Origin of the sequence: Pseudomonas syringae (assembly GCF_002157375.1) — a bacterium.
Classification (GTDB): Bacteria; Pseudomonadota; Gammaproteobacteria; order Pseudomonadales; family Pseudomonadaceae; genus Aquipseudomonas; species Aquipseudomonas syringae_T.
This window is the reverse complement of record NZ_MTSA01000002.1, coordinates 230027-256862: the sequence shown is the minus strand read 5'-3', so window position 1 is coordinate 256862 and position 26836 is coordinate 230027. Positions and strand designations below refer to the sequence as shown.

Genomic DNA, 26836 nt, shown 5'->3' with positions numbered 1-26836 from the left:
TGGCCGCCCAGAGACTAGCCACGGTATAAGTGCTTTCAAGACCCATGCAGGCACTGAGCCACGCATGCACCCCAAGACCCCATATCATCCGTGAATATGCAGTCTGACTCCAGCGATTATGCATCGTACTTCGTGGCAAAACGAAGAACACTGGTCCCAGATCAATGTTTTCAGCTATTTTCCACCAATAACGCGTCGACGCGCTGGAAGCCCCTTGGCAGTTTATTGCCACGACGGCCACGCTCACCCTTGTAATGTTCAATGTCTTCAGGTTTGAGTGACAGGGTTCGCTTTCCGGCCTGAAGAACGAGAGTCGCGCCCTGTGCGATCACGGCCAGATCGGTCACGTATTCCTCACGACTGGCCACCCGCTCGCCCGGAATACCGATAATCTTGTTGCCCTTGCCTTTGCCCAGTTGCGGCAGATCACTGATTTTGAACACCAGCAGACGGCCTTCAGTGGTCACCGCTGCCAGCCAGTTCTGCTCACGATCAGACACCGGCCGCGGCAGAATGACCTTGGCACCGGCGGGCAGGCTCAGCAGCGCCTTGCCGGCCTTGTTCTTGGCTTGCAGGTCTTCGCCCTTGACCACAAAGCCGTAACCGGCATCGGACGCGATCACGTACAGCGCGTCGTCTTCCGGCATCAATACACACTCGAACGTCGCGCCCGGCGGCGGTTGCAGCTTGCCGGTCAGCGGTTCGCCTTGGCCACGCGCGGAAGGCAAGGTGTGCGCCGCAACCGAATAGCTGCGCCCGGTCGAGTCGATGAACACGGCAAACTGGTTGGAGCGCCCGATGGACGAGGTCTTGAAACCGTCTCCCGCTTTATAGGAAAGCCCTGTCGCATCGATGTCATGGCCCTTGGCGCAACGCACCCAGCCTTTTTCCGACAGCACCACCGTCACCGGCTCGGTCGGCATCAGTTCGTTTTCAGACAGCGCCTTGGCTTCGGCGCGAGCGACGATGGGCGAACGGCGGTCATCGCCGTAGGTTTCCGCGTCGGCGATCAGCTCGGCGCGCACCAGCTTGCGCAGCTTGGCCTCGCTACCCAGCAAGGCCTGAAGCTTGGCTTGTTCTTTAAGCAGTGCATCCTGTTCGCTGCGCAGCTTCATCTCTTCGAGACGCGCCAACTGACGCAGGCGGGTGTCGAGAATGTAATCCGCCTGGATTTCCGACAGCCCGAAGCGGGCAATCAGCTCGGCCTTGGGATGTTCGGCGGTCCGGATGATGTGGATCACTTCATCCAGGTTCAGGTAAGCCGTCAGCAAACCGTCCAACAGGTGCAAACGATGCTCGACCTTGTCCAGACGGAACTGCAGACGACGACGCACGGTACCGATGCGGAACGTCAGCCATTCGCCGAGCAGCGTCTTGAGGTTCTTGAGCTGCGGCTTGCCATCCAGACCGATGATGTTGATGTTCACCCGATAGCTGGACTCCAGCTCGGTGGTGGCGAACAGATGCTGCATCAGCTCGTCCAGCTCAACCCGGTTGGAGCGCGGGATGATCACGATGCGGCAAGGGTTTTCGTGGTCCGACTCGTCACGCAGGTCCGCCACCATCGGCAGTTTCTTGGCCTGCATCTGAGCGGCGATCTGCTCCAGCACCTTGGCGCCGGACACCTGATGCGGCAGCGACGTGACAACGATGTCGCCATCTTCGATGCGGTACACGGCACGCATGCGCACCGAACCACGACCGGTTTCGTAAATTTTCAACAGGTCGGCGCGCGGGGTGATGATCTCGGCTTCGGTCGGGTAATCCGGCCCCAGAATATGCTCGCACAGCTCGGGGATCGTGGCCTTTGGCTCGTCCAGCAGGCGAACACAGGCGCTGGCCACTTCACGCAGGTTGTGCGGCGGAACGTCCGTGGCCATGCCGACGGCAATGCCGGTGGTGCCATTGAGCAGGATATTCGGCAAACGGGCCGGCAACACCGCAGGTTCATCCAGCGTACCGTCGAAGTTCGGCACCCAGTCTGCGGTGCCTTGGCCCAGCTCGCTGAGCAGGACTTCGGAGTAGCGCGAGAGACGCGCCTCGGTGTAACGCATGGCGGCGAAGGATTTGGGATCATCCGGCGCACCCCAGTTGCCCTGCCCGTCCACCAGCGTGTAGCGATAACTGAACGGCTGGGCCATCAGCACCATAGCTTCGTAGCAGGCCGAATCGCCGTGAGGGTGAAACTTGCCGAGCACGTCACCGACGGTACGCGCCGATTTCTTGTGCTTGGCGTCGGCGCCCAGGCCCAGCTCGCTCATCGCGTAGATGATGCGCCGCTGGACGGGTTTCAGGCCGTCGCCGATGTGCGGCAAGGCACGGTCCATGATCACGTACATGGAGTAGTTGAGGTAGGCCTGTTCGGTGAAGTCAGCCAGTGATCGGCGTTCTACGCCATCCAGGCTGAGGTCAAGGGAGTCGCTCATGCGGGCCTCATCATTTCGTTGACTGGCGCAGCAGCAAGTTGCCACCGCGCTGTGTGAATTCGAGTTGTTTCATTGCACTCATGCCCAGCAGCACCTGCTCGCCGTCAAGGCCGGGCGCCACCAGAGCGCGCACGTTGTTCAGGACGATGTCGCCCAGTTGCAAACGATCCAGCGTGGTACGAAAGCCCTGGCTATTGCCGTTGGCGGTACTGACCGTGACCGGCAAGCCGCGCTTCAGACCAAGGCTATCGGCCATGTCACCGGGTATCGCGACATCGGTCGCGCCGGTGTCGATCATGAACTCCACCGTCCGGCCATTGATCTGGCCGGTACTGACGAAATGCCCCTGACGATTACCAGCCAGTTGCACCTCAATATAGCCGTCACCGTGCTGCGAAGTGACCACGGCGTTAGGGTTTTGCTGCTTGTCTTCCCAGTCACCAAAAAAGCGCGTAGCCAGAAACAGGCCGGCTGCCCAAGCCATGATCATCAATACCTTGCCTGCGCGTTTGCCGGGCTGTATTTCGCTCACTGACCTGCACTCCAGCCGTCCTGTGGCGCGGCGAAACGCCAGACAATCGGGCGTTTCTCGCCGTCGGCGCGAGCGCCGAAGTTGTTGTCGATGCCGACCCAGGCGCCGGTCTCGTCCACCACCAGCGCTTCGGTCAGGCCATAGGGCTGATTGTAGCGGCGGGACGGCACCATCGCTTCCCTGGCAAACGACCAGCAGCGTTCGACCTGCCCTGTCTGCACATCCCGACGACAAATCCGGTACACCGCGCGCTCCAGCGTGAACAGCTTGCCGTTGTACAGCGACAGATCGGAAAAATCCGTGGAAACGCTTTTGCCACCCTGTTCTGCCGGCAACCGGTCTTTGCCCGACTCGGACAACATCACGCAGCCTTGCCCACAGTTCCACTGGCCCCCGTCACGTTGCACCCTCAACAAACCACGTTTCTCGCGCTCGGCGGCCAGCCAGAGGCGATTGCCTTCGGCATTCACCGCGATACCTTCGAAGATCGCATTGAAGTGCTGCAACATGCCTTGCGCACGGGCCTGTTCGATCAGTTCTTCAGGCAGCGGCAGCCATGACGGCGTGCCGCTGACGGGCACCTTGAGGACCGTGCCATACGCCTCGCTGACCAGATAGCGATTACCGGCGGCGTCACAACTGATGCCTTCGAAATCCAGATCACCGCCTCGCACCACGGATGACAGATGCGCGAGCGAACGCAAATTCAGCGGCAGAAAGCTCTGCGGCGCTGGCGCGTCGATGCGTTGCGGCTCGGCCTTCCAGGTGTTTTCGGACACATCAAGGCTGTACAGCAGGTTGTCGTCACGGTCCGAGACTGTCCAGAGCCGACCATTGCACATGGCCAGACCCGACAGATTGCCGCCGACCATGCCGTCAACCGGATGCTCGGATTGCAGCGTCAGGACCTCAAGCGGCGCAGCAAGAACCGGAGCCGCCAGAAAAGCCAGAAAAACGCAGCCCAACGCAGCGAGCCACGCTCGCATCAAGTCAGAACCTCGGCGAGGTTGCCCTTGGATTCGAGCCAGGACTTGCGATCACCCGCACGCTTCTTGGCGAGCAGCATGTCCATCATTTCCGAGGTCGCGGCGTAATCGTCCAGCGTAAGCTGCACCAGACGCCGCGTATTGGGGTCCATCGTGGTTTCGCGCAACTGCGGCGGGTTCATTTCACCCAGCCCCTTGAATCGGGTGACCTGTGGTTTGCCGCGTTTCTTCTCGGCCACCAGACGGTCAAGAATCCCGTCGCGCTCGCCTTCGTCCAGCGCGTAGTAGATTTCCTTGCCCAGATCGATCCGGTAAAGCGGCGGCATCGCGACGTACACGTGACCGGCATCCACCAAAGGGCGGAAGTGCTGGACGAACAGCGCGCACAGCAGCGTGGCGATGTGCAGACCGTCCGAGTCGGCGTCGGCGAGGATGCAGATCTTGCCGTAGCGCAACTGGCTGATGTCGGCAGCGCCCGGATCGACACCGATGGCAACGGCAATGTTGTGGACTTCCTGGCTGGCGAGGACTTCGCCGCCGTCCACTTCCCACGTGTTCAGAATCTTCCCGCGCAGCGGCAGGATGGCCTGGAATTCCTTGTCTCGCGCCTGCTTGGCCGACCCGCCCGCGGAATCACCCTCGACCAGAAACAGCTCGGAACGCGCCGGGTCCTGACCCGCGCAATCAGCCAGTTTGCCGGGCAGTGCCGGCCCTTGAGTGATGCGCTTGCGCTCGACCTTCTTGCTGGCCTTGAGGCGGCGGCCAGCGTTGTTGATCGCCAGGTCGGCCAGTTGCAGGCCCAGCTCGGAGTGCGTGTTGAGCCACAGGCTGAAGGCATCCTTGACCACACCGGAAACGAACGCGGCGGCTTCGCGGGACGACAGGCGCTCTTTGGTCTGACCGGAGAACTGTGGCTCCTGCATTTTCATCGACAGGACGAAGGCGATGCGCTCCCAGACGTCTTCCGGGGCCAGCTTCACGCCGCGCGGCAGCAGATTGCGGAATTCGCAGAACTCGCGCATTGCATCCAGCAGGCCCTGGCGCAGGCCATTGACGTGCGTGCCGCCTTGCGCCGTCGGAATCAGGTTGACGTAGCTTTCCTGCACACTGTCGCCGCCTTCAGGCAACCACAGCAGCGCCCAATCGACCGCTTCTTTATTACCGGCAAAGCTGCCGCAGAACGGTTCGTCCGGCAGGCGCAGGAAGTCGGTGACCGAATCCTGCAGATAAGAGCGCAAACCGTCTTCGTAATGCCACTCGACTTTCTCGCCCGAAGATTTGTCTTCGAAGCTGACCAGCAGCCCCGGGCACAACACCGCCTTGGCCTTGAGTACGTGCTTGAGACGGCTGACGGAAAACTTGGGGGTATCGAAATACTTCGGGTCCGGCGCGAAATAGACGCTGGTGCCGGTGTTGCGCTTGCCGACGGTGCCGATGACGGCCAGTTCAGTGGCCTTGTAGCCGTCGGCGAAGGTCATTTCGTATTCATTGCCATCACGTTTGACCCGCACCCGGACCTGGGTGGACAGCGCGTTGACCACGGAAATACCCACGCCGTGCAGGCCGCCGGAAAACTGATAGTTCTTGTTGGAGAATTTGCCACCTGCGTGCAGCTTGGTCAGGATCAGCTCGACGCCGGACACGCCCTCTTCCGGGTGAATGTCCACCGGCATGCCGCGACCGTCGTCGGACACTTCCAGAGAGTTGTCGGCATGCAGAATGACCTGCACCGAGCGCGCATGACCGGCCAGGGCCTCATCGACGCTGTTGTCGATGACTTCCTGCGCCAGGTGATTGGGCCGCGAGGTGTCGGTGTACATGCCCGGACGTTTGCGAACCGGATCGAGGCCCGAGAGGACTTCGATGGCGTCTGCGTTATAAGAGCTAGCGCTGGGATTGGCCATGGGTTCTCGTTATCAATCTTTCATGAAATTTCGGGATTCAATGTTCTTGCATTCACATGACCGGGCATCGGTCACAGGTCGATCTTCTGCAGCAGATCGGGTGCAAATCCGGCAAAACTCAGCAGCGCAGGCAACCGCTCGGCAAAACCTTGAAAGCTGTGGTCGCCCCCTGACTGAATGCGCAGCGCGCAATGCCGGTAAAACGTTTCGGCGCGACGGTAATCGAGGGTCTCGTCACCGGTCTGCAGCCACACCTGAAACTGCTGCGGGTCTTGCGGGGCCGGGACTTCCAGCTCCGCCAGCGCCTGAATATGGTCTTCGGTCAGTTGCCATTGCTCACCGGTGTACAGGTTCTGCTGCGTGCCGAGGAACCCGTCAAAAAGCTGATGCGGGTTGACCGCCGGGTTGATCAGCACAGCCTTGAGCCCGTGACGCTGCGCCAAATGAGTCGCATAGTAGCCGCCGAGAGAGCTGCCGACCAGCAAAGGGCGGCCCAGCGCGTCTATGGCCGACTCGAGTTGAAGCATGGCCTGACGCGGATGGTGATGCAGTTCAGGCACTTGCAGGCGATCTGCCAGGCCCAGTGATGTCATCAGCGTCACCAGCTGACAGGCCTTTCTCGACAGGGCCGAGCTGTTCAGGCCGTGTATATACAGCAATGAAGGTGTGTCGCTGGTCACGCTATCGCTCCCGGGTGCAAGGCAAAGCCGTGTAGTTTACAGGGACTCACGCTACAACACCTCACCGGAAACGTGTCGGCCCGCTCATTCTTCAATACCCGGTTCCGCCGTAGTCCACCTCGAACGTCATGCCGACCACGCGGGACACGGCGGTCTCCAGCCGTCCGTCATCGTGCAGCCGCAGCCAGCGATACCCTGGCGCCGACGTGTCCACCTTGAAATCCACACTGCCCGGTGCGAACTGGATGCAGGTCGAAGGCGATGCCAGCAGGCGCACGCCGTTGCGCACCTGGTCGAACTCCTGATGCACATGCCCCCACAGCACAGCCCGGACCTGGGCAAACCGGTCCAGCACCGCGAACAGCGCGTCGGCATTGCGCAGGCCGATGGGCGCCATCCACTCACAGCCGATGGCCACCGGATGATGGTGCAGGCAAACCAGATGATGCCGGTCAGGCGCTTCGCTCAACGACCGTTCCAACAGTTGCAGCTGTGATTGCGCCAGAAACCCCGGCACCGAGCCGGGCACGGCCGAGTCCAGCAGCGTGATCCGCCACTGACCGACATCGGCCACCGGGTTCAACAGCCCGTCGCGCTCGGCGACATGCTCCATCTGCGGCAACTCGTCGTGATTGCCGGCAAACCAGCGCGCAGGCGCTTCGATTCGCGCACTGATCTGGCGAAACGCCTCGTAGGACCCGACGCTGCCATCCTGGGAAATATCCCCGCTGGCCACCACCAGATCCACTTGAGGCTGCTCGGCCAGCACCCGGTCAACGACTTTTTCCAGACTGTCCCGGGTACTCATACCCAGCAACGCCCCGTCCGCCTCGGCGAACAGGTGGCTGTCGGATAGCTGGACCAGCAGGACTGACGATTTAGGGGCTGCGCTCGGCAAGACCGTCTCCCAAGGAGGATTCAGCGCGATTATGTGATGTGGCAACGAATGGGTAAACCGGGAATGTGGGGGCGAATGAGCATTTGGTCACATTTGCTGATTCGCTCGGCGCTTGAGCGCAATTGAAGCCACCAGCCACACCACCAGCATGCCTGCCAGCGCGGCACCCAAGAGGTCATCAAGTGCGTGCTCATGAGGCTTGTCAGGGCTGATATGTCCTGCCATTACAGATGCAGAAACAACGCTGAGAGCTAGCCCCGCCAGATGAACGGTCCACGGCATCAGTCATCAGGATGAGCCGCAAAACAATCAACGCACCGCTTCAAACTCATGCCCGCACGCCAGGCAATGACTCAGCCATTCGCCGAGAAACAGATTGAGCTGGGCCTTTTCATCCGGCTGATGCATATCGGCGTTCGGGTACGGATAGATGCCACGAAAGCGGCGCGCGTGTTCGGCGCCGATGACTTCGGCCATGCGCGCGTCGTGGTAGACCTGCACTTCAAGCACCGGCACCGGCAGCCAGGGCAGGCTGTGTTCCTGCCGGACTTGCAGCGTGGTGGTGTACGGGCAGTCGAGCAGCACTTCGACGGCCAGCACGCCCAGCATCTGGTCGCCCTGGGTAACGGCGACGCGGCGTGAACGCTGTTCGTTGCGCATGTCGGGCAGCAGACGCATCAGGCGTGCATAGTTCGCCTCGCACGCAGCCTGCAGCCCGGCAAGGTCGACACGATAGCGGTCACGCAATAGATTCACGACCATAACCCCCTTATTTCAGCGCGGTTCAACGCCAGCCATTGCAAGGCAATGATCGTTGAAGCGTTCTTGATTTCTCCGTCTTTCATGGCTTGCATCGCGTCGTCGAAGGACCAGACCGTCACGCGGATGTCTTCGCCTTCGGACTCAAGGCCGTGCAACCCACCCGCCCCTTCGCTGCTGCAGCGCCCCATGTACAAGTGAACGAATTCGTCACTGCCGCCCGGCGAAGGGAAATATTTGGTGATCGGCCACAGCGCGTCGAACACAAGCCCAGCTTCCTCTTCTGCCTCACGATGAGCAACTTCTTCCGGCTGCTCATCCTTGTCGATAAGACCGGCGACCAGTTCGATCAGCCAAGGGTTCTGGGTCTTTTTCATGGCGCCGACGCGGAACTGCTCGATCAGCACCACTTCATCGCGTTTGGCGTCATAAGGAAGCACGCAAACAGCGTCATGACGAACGAACAGCTCGCGGCTGATTTCCTTGCTCATGCCACCGGCGAACAGTTCGTGACGCACGTGTAACTTGTCCAGCCTGTAAAAGCCTTTGAAGCAGTTTTCGCGGCTGATCGTTTCAAAAGCCTTGGGTTCAGTGCGTGTGGTCTGGGTCATGGAATTCTCGCTTGCCGCCATTTTTGACATCGGGCCATCCTAACGCGCATCGACGGTCGGATGCAGCCCCCTTGAACATGCAGGGTAGACGGTTGGGGCCTAAAACAATTCTAATCTGCCATCTAGCGAACCGAAGTCGTTGTCCACAGTCAAACCAGCCTGCACACGCACAACGCAACCGCCTTTATTGACACTGCCAAGGATCAACATGTCGTTACTGAGGATCACTTCACTGGCTTGCCTGGCCCTGTTGCTCGGCGCCTGCCAAAGCCTCTTCACGCCCAACATGCGCGCACCGCTGCAAGTCCAGCGCGATGCGTCCGAGCTGATCAAGCCGGGCTGCACCACGGCAGATTGCCCGTTGGTGAACATCGATACCGTGCATTTCCCGGATGAGCCGCGCCTGGACGCCATCGTTCAGAAAACGCTGCTGCAACTGACGGTCGGCGATACCAGCACCACCACACCGCCGTCCATCAAGGCGTATCAGGAGCAGTTCCTGAGCCAGGCACAGGGTCGCAATGCCAGTTACCTGCAAGCCAAGGTACGCGAGCAGCATGACGGTATCGTGGTTGTAGAACTGTCCAGCTACCTCGATACCGGTGGTGGCGCTCATGGCAATCCTGGCCGTGCGTTCATCAACTATTCGCGCCAGCAACAGAAAGTCCTGACGCTGGCCGACATGATCATTCCGGGCAAGGAAAGCGAGTTCTGGCAGAAAGTCCAGTTGGCTCACCAGAGCTGGCTGATATCGACCAAGATGAATGAAGACAGCGAGTTCATGAAGACCTGGCCCTTCAAGCGCACGCCGCACATTGCGCTGACCTACGGCGCCGTGATCCTCAAATACTCGGTGGATACCATCGCACCGTATTCGATGGGCCACATCGAACTGAAGGTGCCCTACCCTCAGCTCAACGGCATCCTCAAACCGGAACTGTTCCCCGGCCGCGGTTGATCGCTCTGCCGATCAACCGTTACAACACGCCAGCGCCGATGAGCGCTGGCAGTGTTGCGCCCACCTCAGCGTAGAGATTGGCCAGCACGTGACAGGTGCGATGACGCAGAGCACGCCTCTGCCCACAGGGCGTGGCAAGCTTGCCCCCACGGCCTTAGGCCAGCATCAAAAAGCGGGCTTGTGCATGACGATGCATCAGACGCAGAGCACGCTTCTGCCCGCAGGGCGTGGGAGCGAACTTGTTCGCGAAGACGAGGGTTCAGACGCCCCATTTTCAATGACTGCACTGGCCCCTTCGCGAGCAAGCTCGCTCCCACGGCCTTTGGCCAGAATCAAAAGCGGACTTGTGCATAACGATGCATCGGACACAAAGCACGCTTCTGCCCGCAGGGCATGGAAGTGAGCTTGCCCCCACGGCCTTCGGCCAGCATCAAAAGCGGACTGGTGCATAGCGCTGCATCGGACGCAGGGCACGCCTCTGCCCAAAGGGCGTGGGAGCGAACTTGTTCGCGAAGACGAGGGTTCAAACGCCCCACTTTCAATGACTGCACTGGCCCCTTCGCGAGCAAGCTCGCTCCCACGGCCTTTGGCCAGAATCAAAAGCGGACTTGTGCATGACGATGCATCAGACACAAAGCACGCTTCTGCCCGCAGGGCGTGGAAGTGAGCTTGCCCCCACGGCCTTCGGCCAGCATCAAAAAGCGGGCTTGTGCATGACGATGCATCGGACGCAGAGCACGCTTCTGCCCGCAGGGCATGGAAGTGAGCTTGCCCCCACGGCCTTTGGCCAGAATCAAAAGCGGACTTTGCATGACGATGCATCGGACGCAGAGCACGCTTCTGCCCGCAGGGCGTGGGAGCGAACTTGTTCGCGAAGACGAGGGTTCAGACGCCCCATTTTCAATGACTGCACTGGCCCCTTCGCGAGCAAGCTCGCTCCCACGGCCTTCGGCCAGCATCAGAAGCGGACTTGTGCATGACGATGCGTCGGACGCAGAGTACGCCTCTGCCCGCAGGGCGTGGCAAGTTCGCTCCTACGGCCTTCGGCCAGCATCAGAAGCGAACTTGTGTATAACGACGTGCTATCGCCCTCTACACCTTCTTGTACAACTGGCTGCCTTCCTGCTTGAAGCGCTCGGCCTGCTCGGCGAGGCCTTTGGCGACATCGACGTCTACCGCTTCAATCCGCTGATTGGCCGCGTACTCGCGTACTTCCTGGGTGATTTTCATTGAGCAGAATTTCGGCCCGCACATGGAGCAGAAGTGCGCGACCTTGGCCGAGTCCTTGGGCAGGGTTTCGTCGTGGTACGAGCGTGCGGTGTCCGGGTCCAGGCCGAGGTTGAACTGGTCTTCCCAGCGGAACTCGAAACGCGCCTTGCTCAAGGCATTGTCACGAATCTGTGCGCCCGGATGCCCTTTGGCCAGGTCCGCCGCATGGGCTGCGATCTTGTAAGTGATGATCCCGGTCTTCACGTCATCTTTGTTCGGCAACCCCAGATGTTCCTTGGGCGTGACGTAGCACAGCATGGCGCAACCGAACCAGCCGATCATCGCGGCACCGATGCCTGACGTGATGTGGTCATAACCCGGCGCAATGTCGGTGGTCAGCGGGCCGAGGGTGTAAAACGGCGCTTCGTCACAGCACTCCAGTTGCTTGTCCATGTTCTCCTTGATCAACTGCATCGGCACATGACCGGGGCCTTCGATCATGGTCTGCACGTCGTGCTTCCAGGCAATCTTGGTCAGCTCGCCGAGGGTTTCCAGCTCGCCGAACTGGGCCGCGTCGTTGGCGTCGGCAATCGAACCCGGACGCAAGCCGTCACCCAGCGAGAAGCTGACGTCGTACGCTTTCATGATTTCGCAGATGTCTTCGAAGTGGGTGTACAGGAAGTTTTCCTGATGGTGCGCCAGGCACCACTTGGCCATGATCGAACCGCCCCGGCTGACAATGCCGGTCACGCGTTTGGCGGTCAGCGGCACATAGCGCAGCAGCACGCCCGCATGAATGGTGAAGTAATCGACGCCTTGCTCGGCCTGCTCGATCAGCGTGTCGCGGAACAGCTCCCAGGTCAGGTCCTCCGCCGCACCGCCGACCTTTTCCAGCGCCTGATAGATCGGCACTGTACCAATGGGCACTGGCGAATTGCGGATAATCCATTCGCGGGTTTCGTGAATGTGCTTGCCGGTGGACAGGTCCATGACCGTGTCCGACCCCCAGCGAATGCCCCAGGTCAGTTTGGCGACTTCTTCTTCGATGGAAGAACCCAACGCGCTGTTGCCGATATTGCCGTTGATCTTCACCAGGAAGTTGCGGCCGATGATCATCGGCTCCAGCTCGACGTGGTTGATGTTGGCCGGAATGATGGCGCGGCCTCGGGCGATTTCTTCGCGCACGAACTCGGCGGTGATTTCCTTCGGGATGCTGGCACCGAAGCTGTGCCCGGCGTGCTGCTGCGTCAGCAGGCCGGCGGCGCGCGCCTCCTGCAGTTTCATGTTTTCGCGGATGGCGACGTATTCCATCTCGGCGGTAATGATGCCCTGACGGGCATAGTGCATCTGGCTGACGTTGGCACCGGCCCTGGCACGGCGCGGGTTGCGCACGTGGGCGAAGCGCAATGCCGTCAACTCGGCGTCGCTCAGGCGTTGCTGACCGAAATGAGAACTCAGACCCGGCAGACGCTCGGTGTCATTGCGCGAGTCGATCCACGGCGAGCGCACGTCAGCCAGGCCCTTGCGCACGTCAATGATGACGTTGGGGTCGGTGTACGGGCCGGAGGTGTCATACACGGTAACGGGGGCGTTGATTTCGCCGCCAAAATCCGTCGGCGTGATGTCCAGTGTCACTTCGCGCATCGGCACGCGGATGTCAGGGCGTGAGCCTTGAACGTAGATTTTCTGCGAACGGGTAAACGGCTGCACTGATCCGGAATCGACCTGCGCCGACTCGCTCAAATGGGCTGTGTTTTTTTGTGTTGTACTCATCACGGGCTCTCCAGACATCCGGCTGCGGATTGATTGTCGGAGTGACCTGAACATGACGGACGGACGCACCAGTGCTGGTGCCGAGTATCGACAGGAGGCGAAACTGTTCATTATTTGAACAATCGACCCCGGACGACACTCAAGAGGACTCGCCGGGAGACGAGAAATCTTGTTCCCTACGCAGGCGCTAACCTGATCAGGTTCAACGGGATCCGGTTTAACCGATCTCAGCCTCATAGCAAGGCACCCCGACAAGAACGCCGTCAGTCTATGACGGGCCGCAGTCGCAATGCCAGCCTATTTGCTCGGACCTCGATAAATGGTGCAAATCGAAGATTGTTGCTTAAAGAGTCTGGCTCTACACTCGCTAACCCGGTTTCTCTCCAAACCGTGATGACTTTCTTCATGAACAGGGAATGCCTCATGTTGCGCAAACTTTCGTTGGCCGTGGCTGTTTCGTTTGCGTCCAGCGGGCTGACCTGGGCAGCCGAATTGCCAATGCCGACCAAGACCGGCCTGCTGAACGTGTACCAGCAGGCGGTGGACAACAACGCCGACCTCGCCGCCTCGCGCGCCGATTACGACGCCCGCAAGGAAGCGGTGCCGCAGGCACGTGCCGGCCTGCTGCCGAATATTTCCGGCAGCGTTCAGAACAGCAACACCCGCACCAGCATCGACCGGCCCAGCGCCGTGGCAACCCGCAGCGGCACGGTGTACCAGGCCACCCTGAGCCAGCCGATCTTTCGCGCTGACCGCTGGTTCCAGTTGCAGGCGGCCGAGGCGGTCAACGAACAAGCGGCGCTGGAGCTGTCGGCCACCGAGCAGAACCTGATCCTGCAATCAGCCCAGAGCTATTTCAGCGTGTTGCGTGCGCAGGACAATCTGGCATCGACCAAGGCTGAGGAGGAAGCGTTCAGACGCCAACTGGACCAGGCCAGGGAGCGCTTCGATGTCGGCCTGTCGGACAAGACCGATGTGCTTCAGGCCCAAGCCGGCTATGACACTTCGCGTGCCGGCCGGCTTATCGCCAAACGTCAGGTGGACGACGCTTTTCAGGCGCTGGTGACATTGACCAACCGTGAATACAACTCCATCGAAGGCATTGTGCATACCTTGCCGGTGCTCGCGCCGACGCCGAATGATGCCAAGGCCTGGGTGGACACTGCCGCGCAACAGAACCTGAACCTGCTGGCCAGCAACTACGCCGTCAGTGCGGCCGAAGAAACCCTGCGCCAGCGCAAGGCCGGGCATGCGCCGACACTCGATGCGGTGGCGACCTACCAGCGTGGCGACAACGACGCACTCGGCTTCAGCAATCCCAACTACACCGGCCAGAACTACGGCGGTGACGTCGAACAGCGCAGCATTGGCGTGCAGTTGAATATCCCGATCTACAGCGGCGGCCTGACCAGCTCGCAAGTGCGTGAGGCGTATTCGCGCCTGAGCCAGAGCGAACAGCGCCGCGAAAGCCTGCGCCGTCAGGTGGTGGAAAACACCCGTAACCTGCACCGCGCGGTGAACACCGATGTCGAGCAGGTTCAGGCTCGCAAGCAGTCGATCATCTCCAACCAGAGCGCGCTGGAAGCCACGGAAATCGGCTATCAGGTCGGCACCCGCAACATCGTCGACGTGCTGGACGCCCAGCGCCAGCTGTATGCATCGGTGCGCGATTACAACAACACCCGTTATGACTACATCCTCGACAACCTGCGCCTGAAACAGGCAGCGGGCACCCTGAACCCGGGTGACTTGCAGGACCTGTCACGTTACCTCAAGCCCGATTACAACCCGGACAAGGACTTCTTGCCGCCAGACCTGGCGACGGCTGCTCAGAAGAACTTCGAACGGCCTGCAAAGCGCTGAGTGGATTGACAGGGAAGGATTGCGCGAGCTATCTGCGTGAAACCTTGAGTACGTCGCGCGGCGCACAGGTGTGACGCGGAGCGTCACGAACGGCATTCCCACGCGGAGCGTGAGGAACGAGAGGTGTCTGGAGCCCCCATCGTGCCCATGCTCCGCGTGGGCATGCCGTTCTGGACGCTCTGCGTCCTCCCCAATGGAACGAGGAACGAGAGGTGTCTGGGCCAGAGAACCCTATCGTGCCCACGCTCCGCGTGGGCATGCCGTTCTGGACGCTCTGCGTCCTCCGCAACTCAGCGCTTGGCCAGCAACCGCCCGATCCCGTCGAGCAGGCGTTGCAGCGCGCCCTGATTTGCTTTCATCACCGCAAGCCCGGCATCGGCCATGTTGCGCGCCTGTTGTGGCTGGTCGATAAGGCGCTGCACGGCAATGGCTAGCGCATTTGCATCGCTGACTTCTTCTAGAGCACCGGCCGTGCGCAGCAGTGCAGCGATCTCAAGGAAGTTGAACAGGTGCGGGCCGCTCAATACCGGCTTGGCCAGTGCTGCCGGCTCCAGCAGGTTGTGTCCGCCGTTGGGCACCAGGCTGCCGCCCACGAACGCGATGTCGGCAAGCGCATAAAGAAACAGCAATTCGCCCATCGTGTCGCCCAGCAGCACTGACACCTCCGGCGTGACAAGCTGGGCAGCGGAGCGCCGAACCGTCGCAAAACCCTGCTGCTGACACAACGCATGCACGCTGTCGAAACGCTCGGGGTGGCGCGGCACCAGAATCAGCAACGCATCGGGATGATCCTTCAGCAAGGAGCGATGGGCTGACAGAACGCTTTCATCCTCACCGGCATGAGTACTGGCAGCGATCCACACCGGTCGCTGCGTCGCCTGCCATTGTTCACGCAGTTGCGCAGCGCGCTCCAGCAATTGCGGGTCGATGCTCAAATCGAACTTGATCGAGCCGGTCACCGCGACGCATTCAGGCCGTGCGCCCAGATCACGAAAGCGCTGCGCTTCAGCTTCGGTCTGCACCGCGAACCAGGCCATCTCGGCCAGCATCGGGCGGGTCAGCTTCGCAAAACGTGCGTAGCCCCGCGCCGAACGCGCCGACAGCCGCGCATTGGCAAGCACCACCGGAATGCCACGCGTTGCACACTGATGAATGTGATTGGGCCACAGCTCGGTTTCCATGATGATGCCCAGCCGCGGCTGCACATGATCCAGGAAACGGCCGGCAGCCCACGGCAGGTCGTACGGCAGGTAGCAATGCTGAATGCGCGGCTCGCTGGCGAACATCGCCTTGATTCGCTCCGAACCTGTGGGCGTCATGCAAGTCACAGTGATCGGCAATTGCGGATAGTTCGCCAGCAACGCGCGAATCATCGGCGCGGCGGCGATGCTCTCGCCCACCGACACCGCATGCACCCAGATCCCGCCGCGCTGCATGGCGGGCAAGCCAGTGGCGAAGCGCTCGCCGATACGCTGGCGATAAGCCGGAGCCTTGCGCCCGCGCAACCACAGACGCAGGGCAACCAAAGGCAGGCCAAGATGAAACAGCACGGTATAAAGGGTTCTATTCATGGGCGCGGAGTTTATCAGCCCGCCATCACAAGCCGCTAGAATGCGCATCCTGACGAAAAGGAATGCATCATGAACGCTTATTACCTGCTGGCTATCGCCGTCTGCGCGGAAGTCATCGCCACCACGTCCATGAAGGCCGTCAAGGGGCTGAGCACGCCTCTGCCCTTGCTGTTGCTGATCACCGGTTATGCGATCGCGTTCTGGATGCTGATCCTGGTGATGCGCACGATCCCGGTGGGCATCACTTACGCGATCTGGTCGGGCATGGGCATCGTCATGGTGAGCATCGCGGCGTACTTTATCTACGGCCAGAAACTCGACCTGCCCGCGTTACTGGGCATGGGTATGATCGTGGCCGGTGTGGCGGTCATCCAGCTGTTCTCGAAAACCGCCGGGCATTGAAAACCTGATCCCTTATAATGCTCATACTTTTTGCTCACTGAGGTGCTCATGCCATCGGTTATTTCCACTGACGTGCTGATTGTCGGGGCTGGCGTCGCCGGTCTCTGGCTCAATGCCCGGTTGCGTCGTCAAGGGTTCTCGACAGTGCTGGTAGAAAGCGCCAGCCTGGGTGGCGGGCAAAGCCTGAAGTCGCAGGGCATTATTCACGGCGGCGCCAAATACGCGCTGCATGGCGCGCTGTCGGGTGCCTCCGAGGCCATTGCCGACATGCCGCGCCGCTGGCGGGAAGCGCTCGACGGCAAGGGCGAGCTGGACCTGTCCGGCGTACGCCTGCTGTCCGAGGCCCATTACCTGTGGTCGCCGGGCACCCTCGCGGGCAACCTGACCAGCTTTTTTGCCAGCAAGGCGGTGCGTGGTCGCGTGGATCAGGTCAAGGGCGAGCAACTGCCGCCGGCCCTGCAAAACCCGAAATTCAAGGGCAAGGTCTATCGACTGGCAGAACTGGTGGTCGATGTACCAAGCCTGATCGAACGGCTTGCGGAGCTGGCGGGCGACAGCTTGCTGGCCGGGCAGAAGATCGAGCCGCTTTACGAGGCGGATGAACTGGTCGGCCTGCGCGTCGATGATCGTGACATTCATGCCCAGCGCATCGTGCTCAGTGCGGGCGGCGGTAATGCCGACCTGCTGAACGCGCTTGGCGTGTCGCAACCTCAAATGCAGCGCCGCCCCCTGCACATGGTGCTGGTCAAGGGCGCAACTCTGAAACCGCTGTACGCACACTGTCTGGGCGGTGGCACCAAGCCGCGCATTACCGTCACCACTCATTTTGCCGCCAATGGCCAATGCGTGTGGTACCTGGGCGGCGATCTGGCCGAGGCCGACGGCGTGGCGCGCGAACCTGACGCGCAGATTGCCGTCGCCCGCAAGGAACTTGAAGCGTTGCTGCCGTGGATCGACCTGAGCCAGGCGCAGTGGGCGACCCTGCGCGTGGACCGTGCCGAGCCTGCCCAGTCAGGCCTGGTACGCCCGGACAACGCCTTTCTCGACAGCCAGCAGCGCCTGATGGTGGGTTGGCCGACCAAGCTGGCACTGGCACCGGACTTCGCTGACCGGGTGCTGTCTCAGTTGTCGAAAGACGGCATCCATCCGACACCGCAAGCCCCGCTGGCGAATGTGCCAAGGCCGCCAATGGCCATACCTGTCTGGGATGAACTGCTGCCATGAGCCTGAAAACCCTGCACAACCTGCACCGCCCCCTCGGCAGCACCGGCCTGACGGTTTCGCCGCTGGGCCTGGGCACCGTCAAGCTGGGCCGGGATGTGGGTGTCAAATACCCCAGCGGCTTCAAGATTCCGGATGATCAGCAGGCACAGATGCTGCTGCGAATGGCCCGCGACATGGGCATCAACCTGATCGACACCGCGCCGGCCTACGGTACCAGCGAAGAACGCCTCGGCCCGTTGTTGCGTGGCCAGCGTCAGGACTGGGTAATCGTCAGCAAGGTGGGTGAAGAGTTCGACAACGGCCAGTCGAGCCACGACTTCAGCGCTGCGCACACGCGCCAGTCGGTGGAGCGCAGCCTGAAACGTCTTGAAACTGACTTTCTGGATCTGGTCCTGGTCCATTCGGATGGCAACGATCTGGCGATTCTCAATGACACCGAGGTGTACCAGACCCTTGCCGACCTCAAGCGCGAAGGCAAGCTGCGGGCCTTCGGCTTTTCCGGCAAGACCGTCGAGGGGGGCCTGCTGGCTTTGCGTGAGGGCGACTGCGCGATGGTCACCTACAACCTCGACGAACAGACCGAAAAACCGGTGATCGATTACGCCGCCGCGCACGGTAAAGGCATTCTGGTCAAAAAGGCACTGGCCAGCGGCCATGCATGCCTGACGTCCGGAATGGACCCGGTGCAGGCCAGTTTTCAACTACTGTTTGAACACCCGGGAGTTGTCAGTGCTATTGTCGGGACCATCAACCCATTGCACCTGGCGCATAACGTTGCAACCGCCGCTGCCGTGATTTGCCGTCAAGCCTGATGTAGGCGGCCGACCCCAACGCAAGAAGGAGCCGTTATGCCGCGAACACTGATCCGAAAGAACCCCAGCAACTTCAAGACCCTGCCGCTGTTCGTCGAAGCCACCCCGGAAGGCCTGAGTTATCAGAGCGTCGGCATGCCGATGAACTTCGCTCAGACCCTGCAGCGACGACGCAAGATCGAGGTGCCGGACACCGAACGTTTCGCTGCCGAGCTGGCCAATCTGGGCGTCTCGGTCCGCCTCACCGTCAGTTGGCAGAATCGTGATTACTGGGTGCTGGTCCGCCAGCGCCGTCAGGACCGCGGCGACGTTGTACTCAAGCTGATCTCGGGTTATGTCCCGGCCCACGAAATGGCGTTGCCTCTGCATACGGCGATTCAGGAAGTGGCCGAAGAATGCCTGATCGAAACGCCTCAGGGCTGGTTGAACGGGCTGTTCAAGGAAACCTGGCTGCCTGCGCCCTACGCGGCGGCGCTGCATTACCGCGACGCAATGCCCTTTCGCCTGAGCCCGTTGTCCGGTGCGGCAAGGCCGGTGCGCAGCGGCAACCTGACACTCATCGAGCGGCCCAGGGCCTATGTGCATCTGCCCACGGCATCGTTGCAGCTGATTTACGACATGCGCCTGGAAATCCCCAAAGAGGCGCGCCCGGTCAGCCTGTTCCACGTTGATGAAGTGCTGGAAAACGATCAACTGATCGTCCGCCTGAACCGCAGTAAACCGGACCTGTACCTGATGCCGCTGGAGAACGGATCGCCACTGCCCGAGCTCTACACGCTCAAGCGCGACAAGCTGATCCCGGCCGGAACTCGCGGCTTGCACCTGGCAGAAAGCTTTGCCGCACAGGATGGCTGGGTGGTGCGTGAGGAGCGAATCCGCTGGAAAGACTGGCTGCGTCAGCAGGGGATGACACCGCCGCCGAAAAAGACCGGTTTCAAGCGCCTGACCGGCAAGGCACGGGAACTGTTGCAGGCGATGAGCGGCAGGCTGTGAGCGACAGGCTGAAGCCTGCCGCTCGCCTTGGCGTTATTGCTCGCGAATTTTTCTGACGATTGCCGTTGTCGAGCTGTTTTCAACCAGCCCCAAGACCCGCACATCGCCGCCGTAGGCCTGAACGATGTCAGCGCCGACCACCTGATCGACCCCGTAATCACCGCCTTTGACCAGCACGTCCGGCTTGACGTGAGCCAGCAGGTTCTCGGGCGTGCCTTCAGGGAAGCTGATGACCCAGTCCACCGCCCCCAGCCCGGCCAGCACCGCCATGCGCCGGTCGACACTGTTGATCGGACGGCCCGGCCCTTTCAGACGACTGACGGAAGCGTCGTCGTTGACTGCCACGATAAGGCGATCGCCCAGCGCCCTGGCTTGCTCCAGGTAGGTCACATGGCCGGCGTGGAGAATATCGAAACAGCCATTGGTGAAGACGATTCGTTCCTTGTGGGCACGCGCATCGTCGACCGCCAGCAGCAATTGCTCCAGGCCCAGCACGCCGCGCTCGGAGCCCTCTTCGCGCTGAATGGCGCGGCGTAGCTCAGGGGCGCTGATGGCTGCGGTGCCCAGTTTGCCGACCACGATGCCCGCCGCCAGATTGGCCAGCGCGACGGCATGGGGCAATTCTTCGCCAGCCGCAATCGCCGCCGCCAACGTGGAGATGACCGTATCGCCCGCGCCGGTCACATCAAACACTTCGCGTGCTCTGGCCGGCAGGTGCAGGGCTTGTTGATCGGGGCGCAGCAATGTCATGCCGTGCTCGCCACGGGTCACCAGCAACGCGCCCAGGTCAAGCTCCTGCATCAGTTGCGCACCTTTGGTGACCAACTGGGCTTCGTCGACGCAATGCCCGACGATGGCTTCGAATTCGCTCAGGTTCGGGGTGATCAGGCTCGCACCGCGATAGATCGCGAAATCCTTGCCCTTGGGGTCGGCCAGCACCGGAATGCCACGCTTGCGGGCTGCCTGAATCAGCGCCTGATGGTTTTTCAGTGCGCCCTTGCCGTAATCGGACAGGACCAGCACCTTGATGCCGTCCAGCAGGCTGTAAACTTCTGCGCTCAGTGCCAGCGGATCCGTGTTGAACGGTTCTTCGAAGTCGATACGCAGCAATTGCTGATGGCGACTCATGACACGCAACTTGACGATGGTCGGCTGATCGGCGATGCGTTGGAAGCGCGCCAGTACACCCGCCGCTTTCAGGCTGTTGGCCAGGCTGTCAGCCGCCTCATCGTCACCCGTCACACCGACCAGCGAAGCCGGCGCGCCCAGCGCAGCAATGTTCAGGGCAACGTTGGCGGCACCGCCCGGACGGTCCTCGATCTGATCGACCTTGACCACAGGCACCGGCGCTTCAGGGGAAATACGCGAGGTACCACCATGCCAGTATCTGTCGAGCATGACATCACCGACCACCAGGACAGGGGCCTGATCAAAGCGCGGCATGGTTAGCTTCATGGAACAACCCGTACTAGAAAAATGGACAGGGGCGGAATCTTAGCACAGGGGTTTGCAACAGACAGGCTGTTGAATCACGCCACCAAAAGGCAGGCGGGCTGCATCAGCCCGCCTGATAGCAATGTCAGACAGCGCCGACAGGAGCAGGCTCATCCAGCCCCATCGCATGCAAACGGGCGTAATAGCCGTTTTGCGCCAGCAACTCGGAATGGGTGCCACGCTCAACGATTTTCCCGGCGTCCATGACCAGAATCAGGTCGGCCTTTTCGATGGTCGAAAGGCGGTGAGCGATGACCAGCGTGGTACGGCCTTTCATGACGTGATCCAGCGCCGCCTGAATGTGACGCTCGGATTCGGTGTCCAGTGCGGACGTGGCCTCGTCGAGGATCAGCAAGGGCGCATTCTTGAGCAAGGCACGGGCAATCGCCAGGCGCTGCCGTTGACCACCGGACAGCAACACACCGTTCTCCCCCACCTGAGTATCAAAACCCTGCGGCAACTGGTCGATGAATTCCTTGGCGTAAGCGTCAGCGGCAGCAGCCTCGATGTCGGCACGCGGCGCACCGGCCAGATCGCCATAAGCGATGTTGTTGGCGATGCTGTCGTTGAACAGGGTGACGTTCTGGTTGACCTGGGCGATGTGCCTGCGCAGGTTGCGCAACCGGTAGTCGTTGATCTCGACGCCATCGAGCAGAATATTGCCCATCTCGTGACCGTAAAACCGCGGAATCAGGTTGGCCAGCGTCGACTTGCCGCTGCCGGAGCGGCCCACCAGCGCGATCATCTGCCCCGGCGCCGCAGAGAAGCTGATGTCATTCAGCACCTGACGCTCGGTTTGCGGGTAGAAGAAACTGAGGTTCTTCACTTCAAGGTGGCCGGTGACCCGATCACGCTCGACAGTGCCGGTGTCGACCTCTTCCTCGACATCCAGCTGTTCGAAGATGCTTTCGGCACCTGCGACGCCCTTCTGAATGGTCGAGCTGACTTCCGACAACTGACGAATCGGCTTGGGCAGCAGGCCGGCGGCAGTGATGTAGGCGACCAGATCGCCTGCAGTGGCATCGCCACGCAGGAACAGCACCAGGAACATAAGCACCGCCATGGCGCTGTAGATCACCAGTTGCAGCATCGGCGTGTAGATCGCGCCGGTCTTGGTCATGCGCAGCTGTTTGCGGGTGTTGCTGTCGCTGGCCTCGGCGAAACGATTCTGCTCGTAGGACTCACCACCGAAGCTGCGCACCACGCGATAGCCTTGAATGGTTTCCGAAGCAACATGGGTCACATCGCCCATTGCCACTTGAATCTTCTTGCTCTGCTTGCGGAATTTCTTGCTCGCGCTGCCGACCATGACGGCGATCAGCGGCAGAATTGCCAGCATCACCAGCGTCAGTTTCCAGTTCATCATCAGCAGATAGATGAACAAAAACACGACTGTCAGGCCTTCACGAATCACGACCTTGATCGCATCGGTGGCAGCACCGGTCACCATCGTGACGTTGAAGGTGATGCGCGAGATCAGGTGGCCGGAATTGGTCGTGTCGAAATAGCGATTGGGCAGGACCAGCAGCTTGTTGAACAGCTCGACGCGCAGGTCGTGTACCAGCCCCAGCGAGACCTTGGCCAGAAAGTAGTTACCCAGAAACGAACCCAGCCCCTGCCAGGCGGCGATCAGGACGATCAGCAGCGGCACGGCCTGCAGCAATTGCAGCTCGCGCAGGTACGGCACATTGGGGAACAGCACGGCTTCAGGGTTGGTCAGGCCATCGACAAAGTATTTCAGGATGCCGGCGAGCATCGGCTGGGTCGAGGCGAAGATCACGAAACCGATGATACTGAGCAGAAAAATGCCCACATACGGACGCACGTACGACAACAGACGGAAATAGATTTTCACGCTGGAGGTGGCGGACGATTCGGAAGTTGTCATGAGAATCCGTCGTGTTAAAAAGAGGCCGAATTGTATCACAGCAGTTTTCGCGGCCGCCTGCTGCGGTAACATAGGCGGCCCGCCCATACCCAAGGGTTTCTGATCGCTGCCTGAAACCTGCAAATCTGGCTTCTGCCCACGGCCTTTGGCCAGAATCAAAAGCAGGCTTGTGCATGACGACCAGTGGCCCCTGGGGCGTAAAAACCGGAGTATCGATGCAAGCGCTTGACCACGCCCATTACCTTGACCTGGTTCAAGGCGCCGAAGTGCTTGAAGCCGACGGCACGGGCGATAAAGTACTACGTCTGCGTGACGGGTCGATGTTGAAATTGTTTCGGCGCAAACGTTTTGTCAGCTCGGCAGCCTGGTATCCCTATGCCCAGCGCTTCGCGGACAACTGCGTCACGCTGGCCAATCGTGATATCCCCTGCCCTCGCGTCCTCGCGGTCCGCCGGATCGCCGAGATAGAACGTGATGCCGTGCATTACGCACCGCTGGCCGGTTACACGCTGCGCCAACTGCTGGGCAGCGCGCTCGCCGATGACAAACTGCGCGCGCAACTGGGGCGTTTCATCGCCAACCTGCATGAGAAAGGTATCTACTTTCGCTCGGCGCACCTGGGCAACGTGATCCTCACGCCAGACGGCAACCTCGGCCTGATCGACATTGCCGACATGAAAACCTACCGCCGCGCGCTCCGCAAAAGCCTGCGTCTGCGTAACTTCAAGCACATGCTGCGCTATCAGGAAGACCGCCAGTGGCTGCTGGACAACGGCAATCCGGCGTTTCTGGAAGGCTACATGAGCGCTCAGACTCTCTGCGATACGGGCGAACTGACCCAGGCGATGGCCTGAAAAAAATGGCCGCTCGAAAGGCGGCCATTTTTATTCGTTGCGGCGATCAGACCGCCGCTGCCCGCTTGAGCCGGTGCGTCTGCACCACACGCCCCAGCACCATCGTCGCCGGCAGCAGCACCAGCACCCAGAGTTCGTCCGGGTTGCCGACCAGTTGCCCGCCGTCGAAGTTGAGCATCACCAGCGCGCATGCCAGATAGAGGCCCCAGGCGTCACCCTCACGCAAGGCGTTCCACAGCGTCATCGCCATCACCACCAGAAACATCACCAGCGAAGCGGCGCCGGTGTAGAGCCCCAGTGACACAAAGATGTTGTGCGGGTGCTGAATCGGTACGCCCCCGGTGAGTGTCTGGGTGGTGTAAAAGTCGACACCGCACCCCAGCAGCCAACCGCAGCGATGCCACTCGCCGGTCATGATTTCAAACAGTTCGATACGGTAGGAATCGCCTCTGACCATCAACAAGGTCACCCACTGCTCATCTTTCACGATCCAGAAACCTGCGGCCGCCACAACGCCCAATACCAGTAAGGCCACGACAGTACGCAACGGAAAACGGTAGATCGAATACACCGTGCAGGCAAAAAACAGGAAGCCCGCCCCGACCAGAGCGGTCCGTGTCTGGACGACAAACGCGGTGATCACCAGCGTGAACAAGGCTGCGCAGACCGCCTCGACCCAACGTCGCTCTTTAGCCCACAGCGGCAGTGCCAGGGCGAGACTGCACACCAGCCAGGCGCTGGCGTAGATCACGTTCTCCATACGTCCCGGCAGAATTGCCACACGCTGGCCGAAGACAAACTGCCCGGTCACCCAGCTGTGGATCGAACTGAGCAGAATGTACAGGCCTACGGCCCAGAACATGCCCCGCACAAAGAGGCCACGCCGGAAAAACCCGTTGTCCGTGATGCCGGCCACGACAAAGACAAACAGGCTGACGTAGACAATGTGCTTGTAATACTGGAACTCCTGCGCTTGCAGCGCCGGGACCAGAAAGCACGTCATGAACACCACCCAGGCAATGCCCAGCGGCTTGGCAAACACGCCTGCGCCCCGGTACTTGATCAAAAAGAACAAGCCGGGCAAGGCCGTGAATGCATAGAACAGGTTGTTGGTGATCTTGGCTGACGAGTTGAGAATGAAACTCAGCAGAAAGACAACAATCGCTGCCGTGAAATACGCTTGTACTTTGCTGCCGGGCATTCTGATTCGGTCAACTGACATTATTGAGCAACCAACCTGCTACAAGGCCAGCGAACACAGCGGCGATCAGCTTGATGCGATCACGACGCTTGCGACGCTGTTTATCAAGCCGCTCCTGCGGCACCACCACATGCTCACCGAAACCGGTGTGCAACACGGCATCATTTTCCAGAATCAGAGCGTACCGGTTTTGCGCAGCGAATAATTGTGAAAGTTTCTTCTCTCCACCGTGCGCCGCATAAGGCGCATGCTGCTGGTAATCCGCCAGACGGCGCAGCCCGGGGTTGAATGAAAACCCCTGCCACTCGGCCTTGTGTGAACACAGCCTGTAAAACGGAATGCAATCGACCACTTCGCGCGCGTCGAGGTAAACATAAGGGCTGTGGATACGCAGGTCGTGATTGTAGCTGCGCAGCCAGACCTGCAGCGCCTGAGGGTCATGCTCCAGAAGGGCCATCGACTCTTCGATGAAGTGCGGACGGTAGAAATCCCAGTCATCTTCGCAATGGAAGACCCAGGTTGTCTCGATCATCGAATAGGCCGCATCGACCGAGCGCATCTGCCCAAGCTTCGGGTTGTTGATGATGAAGCGCGTGTGGGGACGCCAGTGTTCCGGAATACACGCTTCGACCTGAGCGTCGCCCGAGTCTTCGGTAATCAGCACCTGGCGCAAGGGCGCAGTGTTGAAACGGTCGAATGTCTCCAGGGTGCGCTTCAACAGGTCGAAGCGACCACAACTGGTCACGACCAGTGTGATGTCGCTGTTTTCGCTGAATACCATCATTCGTTCCCAATCATTGAATATTCATAAGGCATTACCAGCCCCACCGTGACCGCAAGCGATCGGTCCAGCGGGGTGCCGGCATACTGCGCAATGGCGCACGCATAGTGTCCACAATGGCTTTTCCAAGGGCATGGAATGTAAAGCGTTCCTGAACCAAAGTCTGCCCGTTGCGTGAGATTTCGCTGGCAAGTTCGGCGTTCTCGCGCAACTGTGCCAGCTTTTCCCGAAGCTGGGGAATGTCTCGGTAGAGCACGATGTTGTGCATGTCCACAAAGCCCAGCGCACGGTTTTCCTCAGCGCCCTGATCAAACGCAAACAGCACGCACCCGCACGCCATGGCTTCGAAGTTCTTGATCATGTATTCGCCCATGCCGACGTCGGCACTGACGAAATAGCGAATCCGGTTGAGCGTGTCGCAGTATTCTTCGCCGGACTTGGTTCGCGTGACCAGCAGGTTTTCGACCTGCCCCAGCTCGTCCAGCAACGCCTTGCGCCCGCTGTAGGCGACGCTGTTGGTGCTGCCCACAAACGCCAGCTCGATGTCGCGCTCGCGGCGTTGCAACTGCAACAGGCTCTGGTCATACCCCTTGGGCACAAACACGGCATCAAAGCCTTCCTGGCGCAGACGCTCGCTGACCATGAACCCCGAACAGATCACCCTGGCCCACGGCAGCTTGCGATAGTGCGCACTGAACTTGCTGGTGTATTTGCACGGAATGTAGTTCTGGTAGGCATCGTGTTCAAGGATGACCAGATTGGGAATTGTGCGGATGAAACCGACCTGACGCACTTCCTGCTTGAAGCGCAGGAAGAACACGATCCGGTCATAACGACTGACATCCACTTCGCGGCGAAAATAGCTCCGCAGGTTGCGCTGCTCATCGGAACTCAGCCAGCGCACGTCGCATTCGCAATGTGCGGCGATGCCGTCGTAAAGACGGTCCAGAATGGCACGCTGCTCTTTCTGGACCAGAAGTAGGACTTTCATGGTTTTCCTTGCAGTACTGCGCCTGC

The 26836-nt window shown here is 60.5% G+C and carries 23 protein-coding genes and 1 riboswitch; of the genes, 7 read left to right on the top strand and 16 right to left on the bottom strand.

Annotated elements, in window-relative coordinates; translation table 11 throughout:
- Positions 1 to 170: 170 nt before the first annotated feature.
- From parC to BW686_RS03025, 9 genes are all read right to left on the bottom strand, one after another.
- Complete coding sequence (gene parC / locus BW686_RS03060; protein WP_084914159.1) at positions 171 to 2426, bottom strand: DNA topoisomerase IV subunit A; 2256 nt, start codon at positions 2424 to 2426, stop codon at positions 171 to 173.
- A 10-nt stretch (positions 2427 to 2436) separates the two neighbouring features.
- The gene (locus BW686_RS03055) at positions 2437 to 2916 is read right to left on the bottom strand and encodes a retropepsin-like aspartic protease family protein (RefSeq protein WP_179149165.1); all 480 of its coding nucleotides are present in this window, start codon (positions 2914 to 2916) and stop codon (positions 2437 to 2439) included.
- Positions 2917 to 2954: 38 nt separating this feature from the next.
- On the bottom strand, positions 2955 to 3944 hold the full coding sequence (locus BW686_RS03050; RefSeq protein WP_373270977.1) for an esterase-like activity of phytase family protein: 990 nt from the start codon (positions 3942 to 3944) through the stop codon (positions 2955 to 2957).
- Positions 3944 to 5848: a DNA topoisomerase IV subunit B gene (parE, locus tag BW686_RS03045; protein WP_084914156.1), complete on the bottom strand. Its 1905-nt coding sequence runs from the start codon at positions 5846 to 5848 to the stop codon at positions 3944 to 3946. The genes BW686_RS03050 and parE overlap by 1 nt, the downstream gene beginning before the upstream one ends.
- A gap of 71 nt (positions 5849 to 5919) precedes the next feature.
- Complete coding sequence (locus BW686_RS03040; RefSeq protein ID WP_084914155.1) at positions 5920 to 6528, bottom strand: YqiA/YcfP family alpha/beta fold hydrolase; 609 nt, start codon at positions 6526 to 6528, stop codon at positions 5920 to 5922.
- Between the two features lie 91 nt (positions 6529 to 6619).
- Positions 6620 to 7426 carry a 3',5'-cyclic-AMP phosphodiesterase gene (gene cpdA / locus BW686_RS03035; RefSeq protein ID WP_084914154.1) on the bottom strand — a complete coding sequence of 269 codons (807 nt, stop codon included), beginning with the start codon at positions 7424 to 7426 and terminating at the stop codon, positions 6620 to 6622.
- A gap of 87 nt (positions 7427 to 7513) precedes the next feature.
- On the bottom strand, positions 7514 to 7708 hold the full coding sequence (locus BW686_RS26750; protein WP_179197220.1) for a hypothetical protein: 195 nt from the start codon (positions 7706 to 7708) through the stop codon (positions 7514 to 7516).
- Positions 7709 to 7735: 27 nt separating this feature from the next.
- Positions 7736 to 8188, bottom strand: coding sequence for a DUF1249 domain-containing protein (locus tag BW686_RS03030; RefSeq protein WP_084914153.1), 453 nt, complete (start codon positions 8186 to 8188; stop codon positions 7736 to 7738).
- The gene (locus tag BW686_RS03025; RefSeq protein WP_179149150.1) at positions 8179 to 8796 is read right to left on the bottom strand and encodes an NUDIX domain-containing protein; all 618 of its coding nucleotides are present in this window, start codon (positions 8794 to 8796) and stop codon (positions 8179 to 8181) included. The genes BW686_RS03030 and BW686_RS03025 overlap by 10 nt, the downstream gene beginning before the upstream one ends.
- 208 nt (positions 8797 to 9004) lie before the next feature.
- Between BW686_RS03025 and BW686_RS03015 the strand changes: the two genes are divergently transcribed.
- Positions 9005 to 9754 (top strand): RsiV family protein, encoded by a 750-nt coding sequence (locus BW686_RS03015; RefSeq protein WP_084914151.1) that lies wholly within the window; start codon positions 9005 to 9007, stop codon positions 9752 to 9754.
- A 1092-nt stretch (positions 9755 to 10846) separates the two neighbouring features.
- Here BW686_RS03015 and thiC read toward each other — a convergent pair.
- Positions 10847 to 12736: a phosphomethylpyrimidine synthase ThiC gene (thiC, locus tag BW686_RS03005; protein ID WP_084914149.1), complete on the bottom strand. Its 1890-nt coding sequence runs from the start codon at positions 12734 to 12736 to the stop codon at positions 10847 to 10849.
- 156 nt (positions 12737 to 12892) lie between these two features.
- Positions 12893 to 12997, bottom strand: a riboswitch (TPP riboswitch).
- A gap of 162 nt (positions 12998 to 13159) precedes the next feature.
- Here thiC and BW686_RS03000 point away from each other — a divergent pair.
- Positions 13160 to 14599 carry a TolC family outer membrane protein gene (locus BW686_RS03000; protein WP_084914148.1) on the top strand — a complete coding sequence of 480 codons (1440 nt, stop codon included), beginning with the start codon at positions 13160 to 13162 and terminating at the stop codon, positions 14597 to 14599.
- Positions 14600 to 14889: 290 nt separating this feature from the next.
- Here BW686_RS03000 and waaA read toward each other — a convergent pair whose 3' ends face one another.
- Positions 14890 to 16170, bottom strand: coding sequence for a lipid IV(A) 3-deoxy-D-manno-octulosonic acid transferase (gene waaA / locus BW686_RS02990; protein ID WP_084914147.1), 1281 nt, complete (start codon positions 16168 to 16170; stop codon positions 14890 to 14892).
- 69 nt (positions 16171 to 16239) lie between these two features.
- Here waaA and BW686_RS02985 point away from each other — a divergent pair, with 69 nt between their 5' ends.
- Genes BW686_RS02985 through BW686_RS02970 form a run of 4 tightly spaced genes read left to right on the top strand, consistent with a single transcriptional unit; the run spans position 16240 to position 19601 of the window.
- The gene (locus tag BW686_RS02985; RefSeq protein ID WP_084914146.1) at positions 16240 to 16572 is read left to right on the top strand and encodes an SMR family transporter; all 333 of its coding nucleotides are present in this window, start codon (positions 16240 to 16242) and stop codon (positions 16570 to 16572) included.
- A 48-nt stretch (positions 16573 to 16620) separates the two neighbouring features.
- Positions 16621 to 17796, top strand: a complete 1176-nt coding sequence (locus BW686_RS02980) for an NAD(P)/FAD-dependent oxidoreductase (RefSeq protein ID WP_084914145.1) — start codon at positions 16621 to 16623, stop codon at positions 17794 to 17796.
- Positions 17793 to 18608, top strand: coding sequence for an aldo/keto reductase (locus tag BW686_RS02975; RefSeq protein ID WP_084914144.1), 816 nt, complete (start codon positions 17793 to 17795; stop codon positions 18606 to 18608). Before BW686_RS02980 ends, BW686_RS02975 begins: the two co-directional genes overlap by 4 nt.
- A 36-nt stretch (positions 18609 to 18644) precedes the next feature.
- Entirely contained in the window at positions 18645 to 19601 is a 957-nt protein-coding gene (locus BW686_RS02970; RefSeq protein WP_084914143.1) for a metal ABC transporter ATPase, read from the top strand.
- A 33-nt stretch (positions 19602 to 19634) separates the two neighbouring features.
- Here BW686_RS02970 and hldE read toward each other — a convergent pair whose 3' ends face one another.
- On the bottom strand, positions 19635 to 21056 hold the full coding sequence (gene hldE, locus BW686_RS02965) for a bifunctional D-glycero-beta-D-manno-heptose-7-phosphate kinase/D-glycero-beta-D-manno-heptose 1-phosphate adenylyltransferase HldE (protein WP_084914142.1): 1422 nt from the start codon (positions 21054 to 21056) through the stop codon (positions 19635 to 19637).
- A 124-nt stretch (positions 21057 to 21180) separates the two neighbouring features.
- Entirely contained in the window at positions 21181 to 22983 is a 1803-nt protein-coding gene (gene msbA, locus BW686_RS02960) for a lipid A export permease/ATP-binding protein MsbA (RefSeq protein WP_084914317.1), read from the bottom strand.
- A 215-nt stretch (positions 22984 to 23198) separates the two neighbouring features.
- Here msbA and BW686_RS02955 point away from each other — a divergent pair, with 215 nt between their 5' ends.
- Positions 23199 to 23837: a toluene tolerance protein gene (locus BW686_RS02955; RefSeq protein ID WP_179149149.1), complete on the top strand. Its 639-nt coding sequence runs from the start codon at positions 23199 to 23201 to the stop codon at positions 23835 to 23837.
- 46 nt (positions 23838 to 23883) lie between these two features.
- Here BW686_RS02955 and BW686_RS02950 read toward each other — a convergent pair whose 3' ends face one another.
- The 3 genes from BW686_RS02950 to BW686_RS02940 are packed head-to-tail and all read right to left on the bottom strand — an operon-like array spanning position 23884 to position 26810.
- Positions 23884 to 25059 carry a hypothetical protein gene (locus tag BW686_RS02950; RefSeq protein WP_084914140.1) on the bottom strand — a complete coding sequence of 392 codons (1176 nt, stop codon included), beginning with the start codon at positions 25057 to 25059 and terminating at the stop codon, positions 23884 to 23886.
- Complete coding sequence (locus BW686_RS02945; RefSeq protein ID WP_084914139.1) at positions 25049 to 25822, bottom strand: hypothetical protein; 774 nt, start codon at positions 25820 to 25822, stop codon at positions 25049 to 25051. Before BW686_RS02945 ends, BW686_RS02950 begins: the two co-directional genes overlap by 11 nt.
- Positions 25823 to 25853: 31 nt before the next feature.
- Positions 25854 to 26810: a glycosyltransferase family protein gene (locus BW686_RS02940; RefSeq protein WP_084914138.1), complete on the bottom strand. Its 957-nt coding sequence runs from the start codon at positions 26808 to 26810 to the stop codon at positions 25854 to 25856.
- Positions 26811 to 26836: the final 26 nt, after the last annotated feature.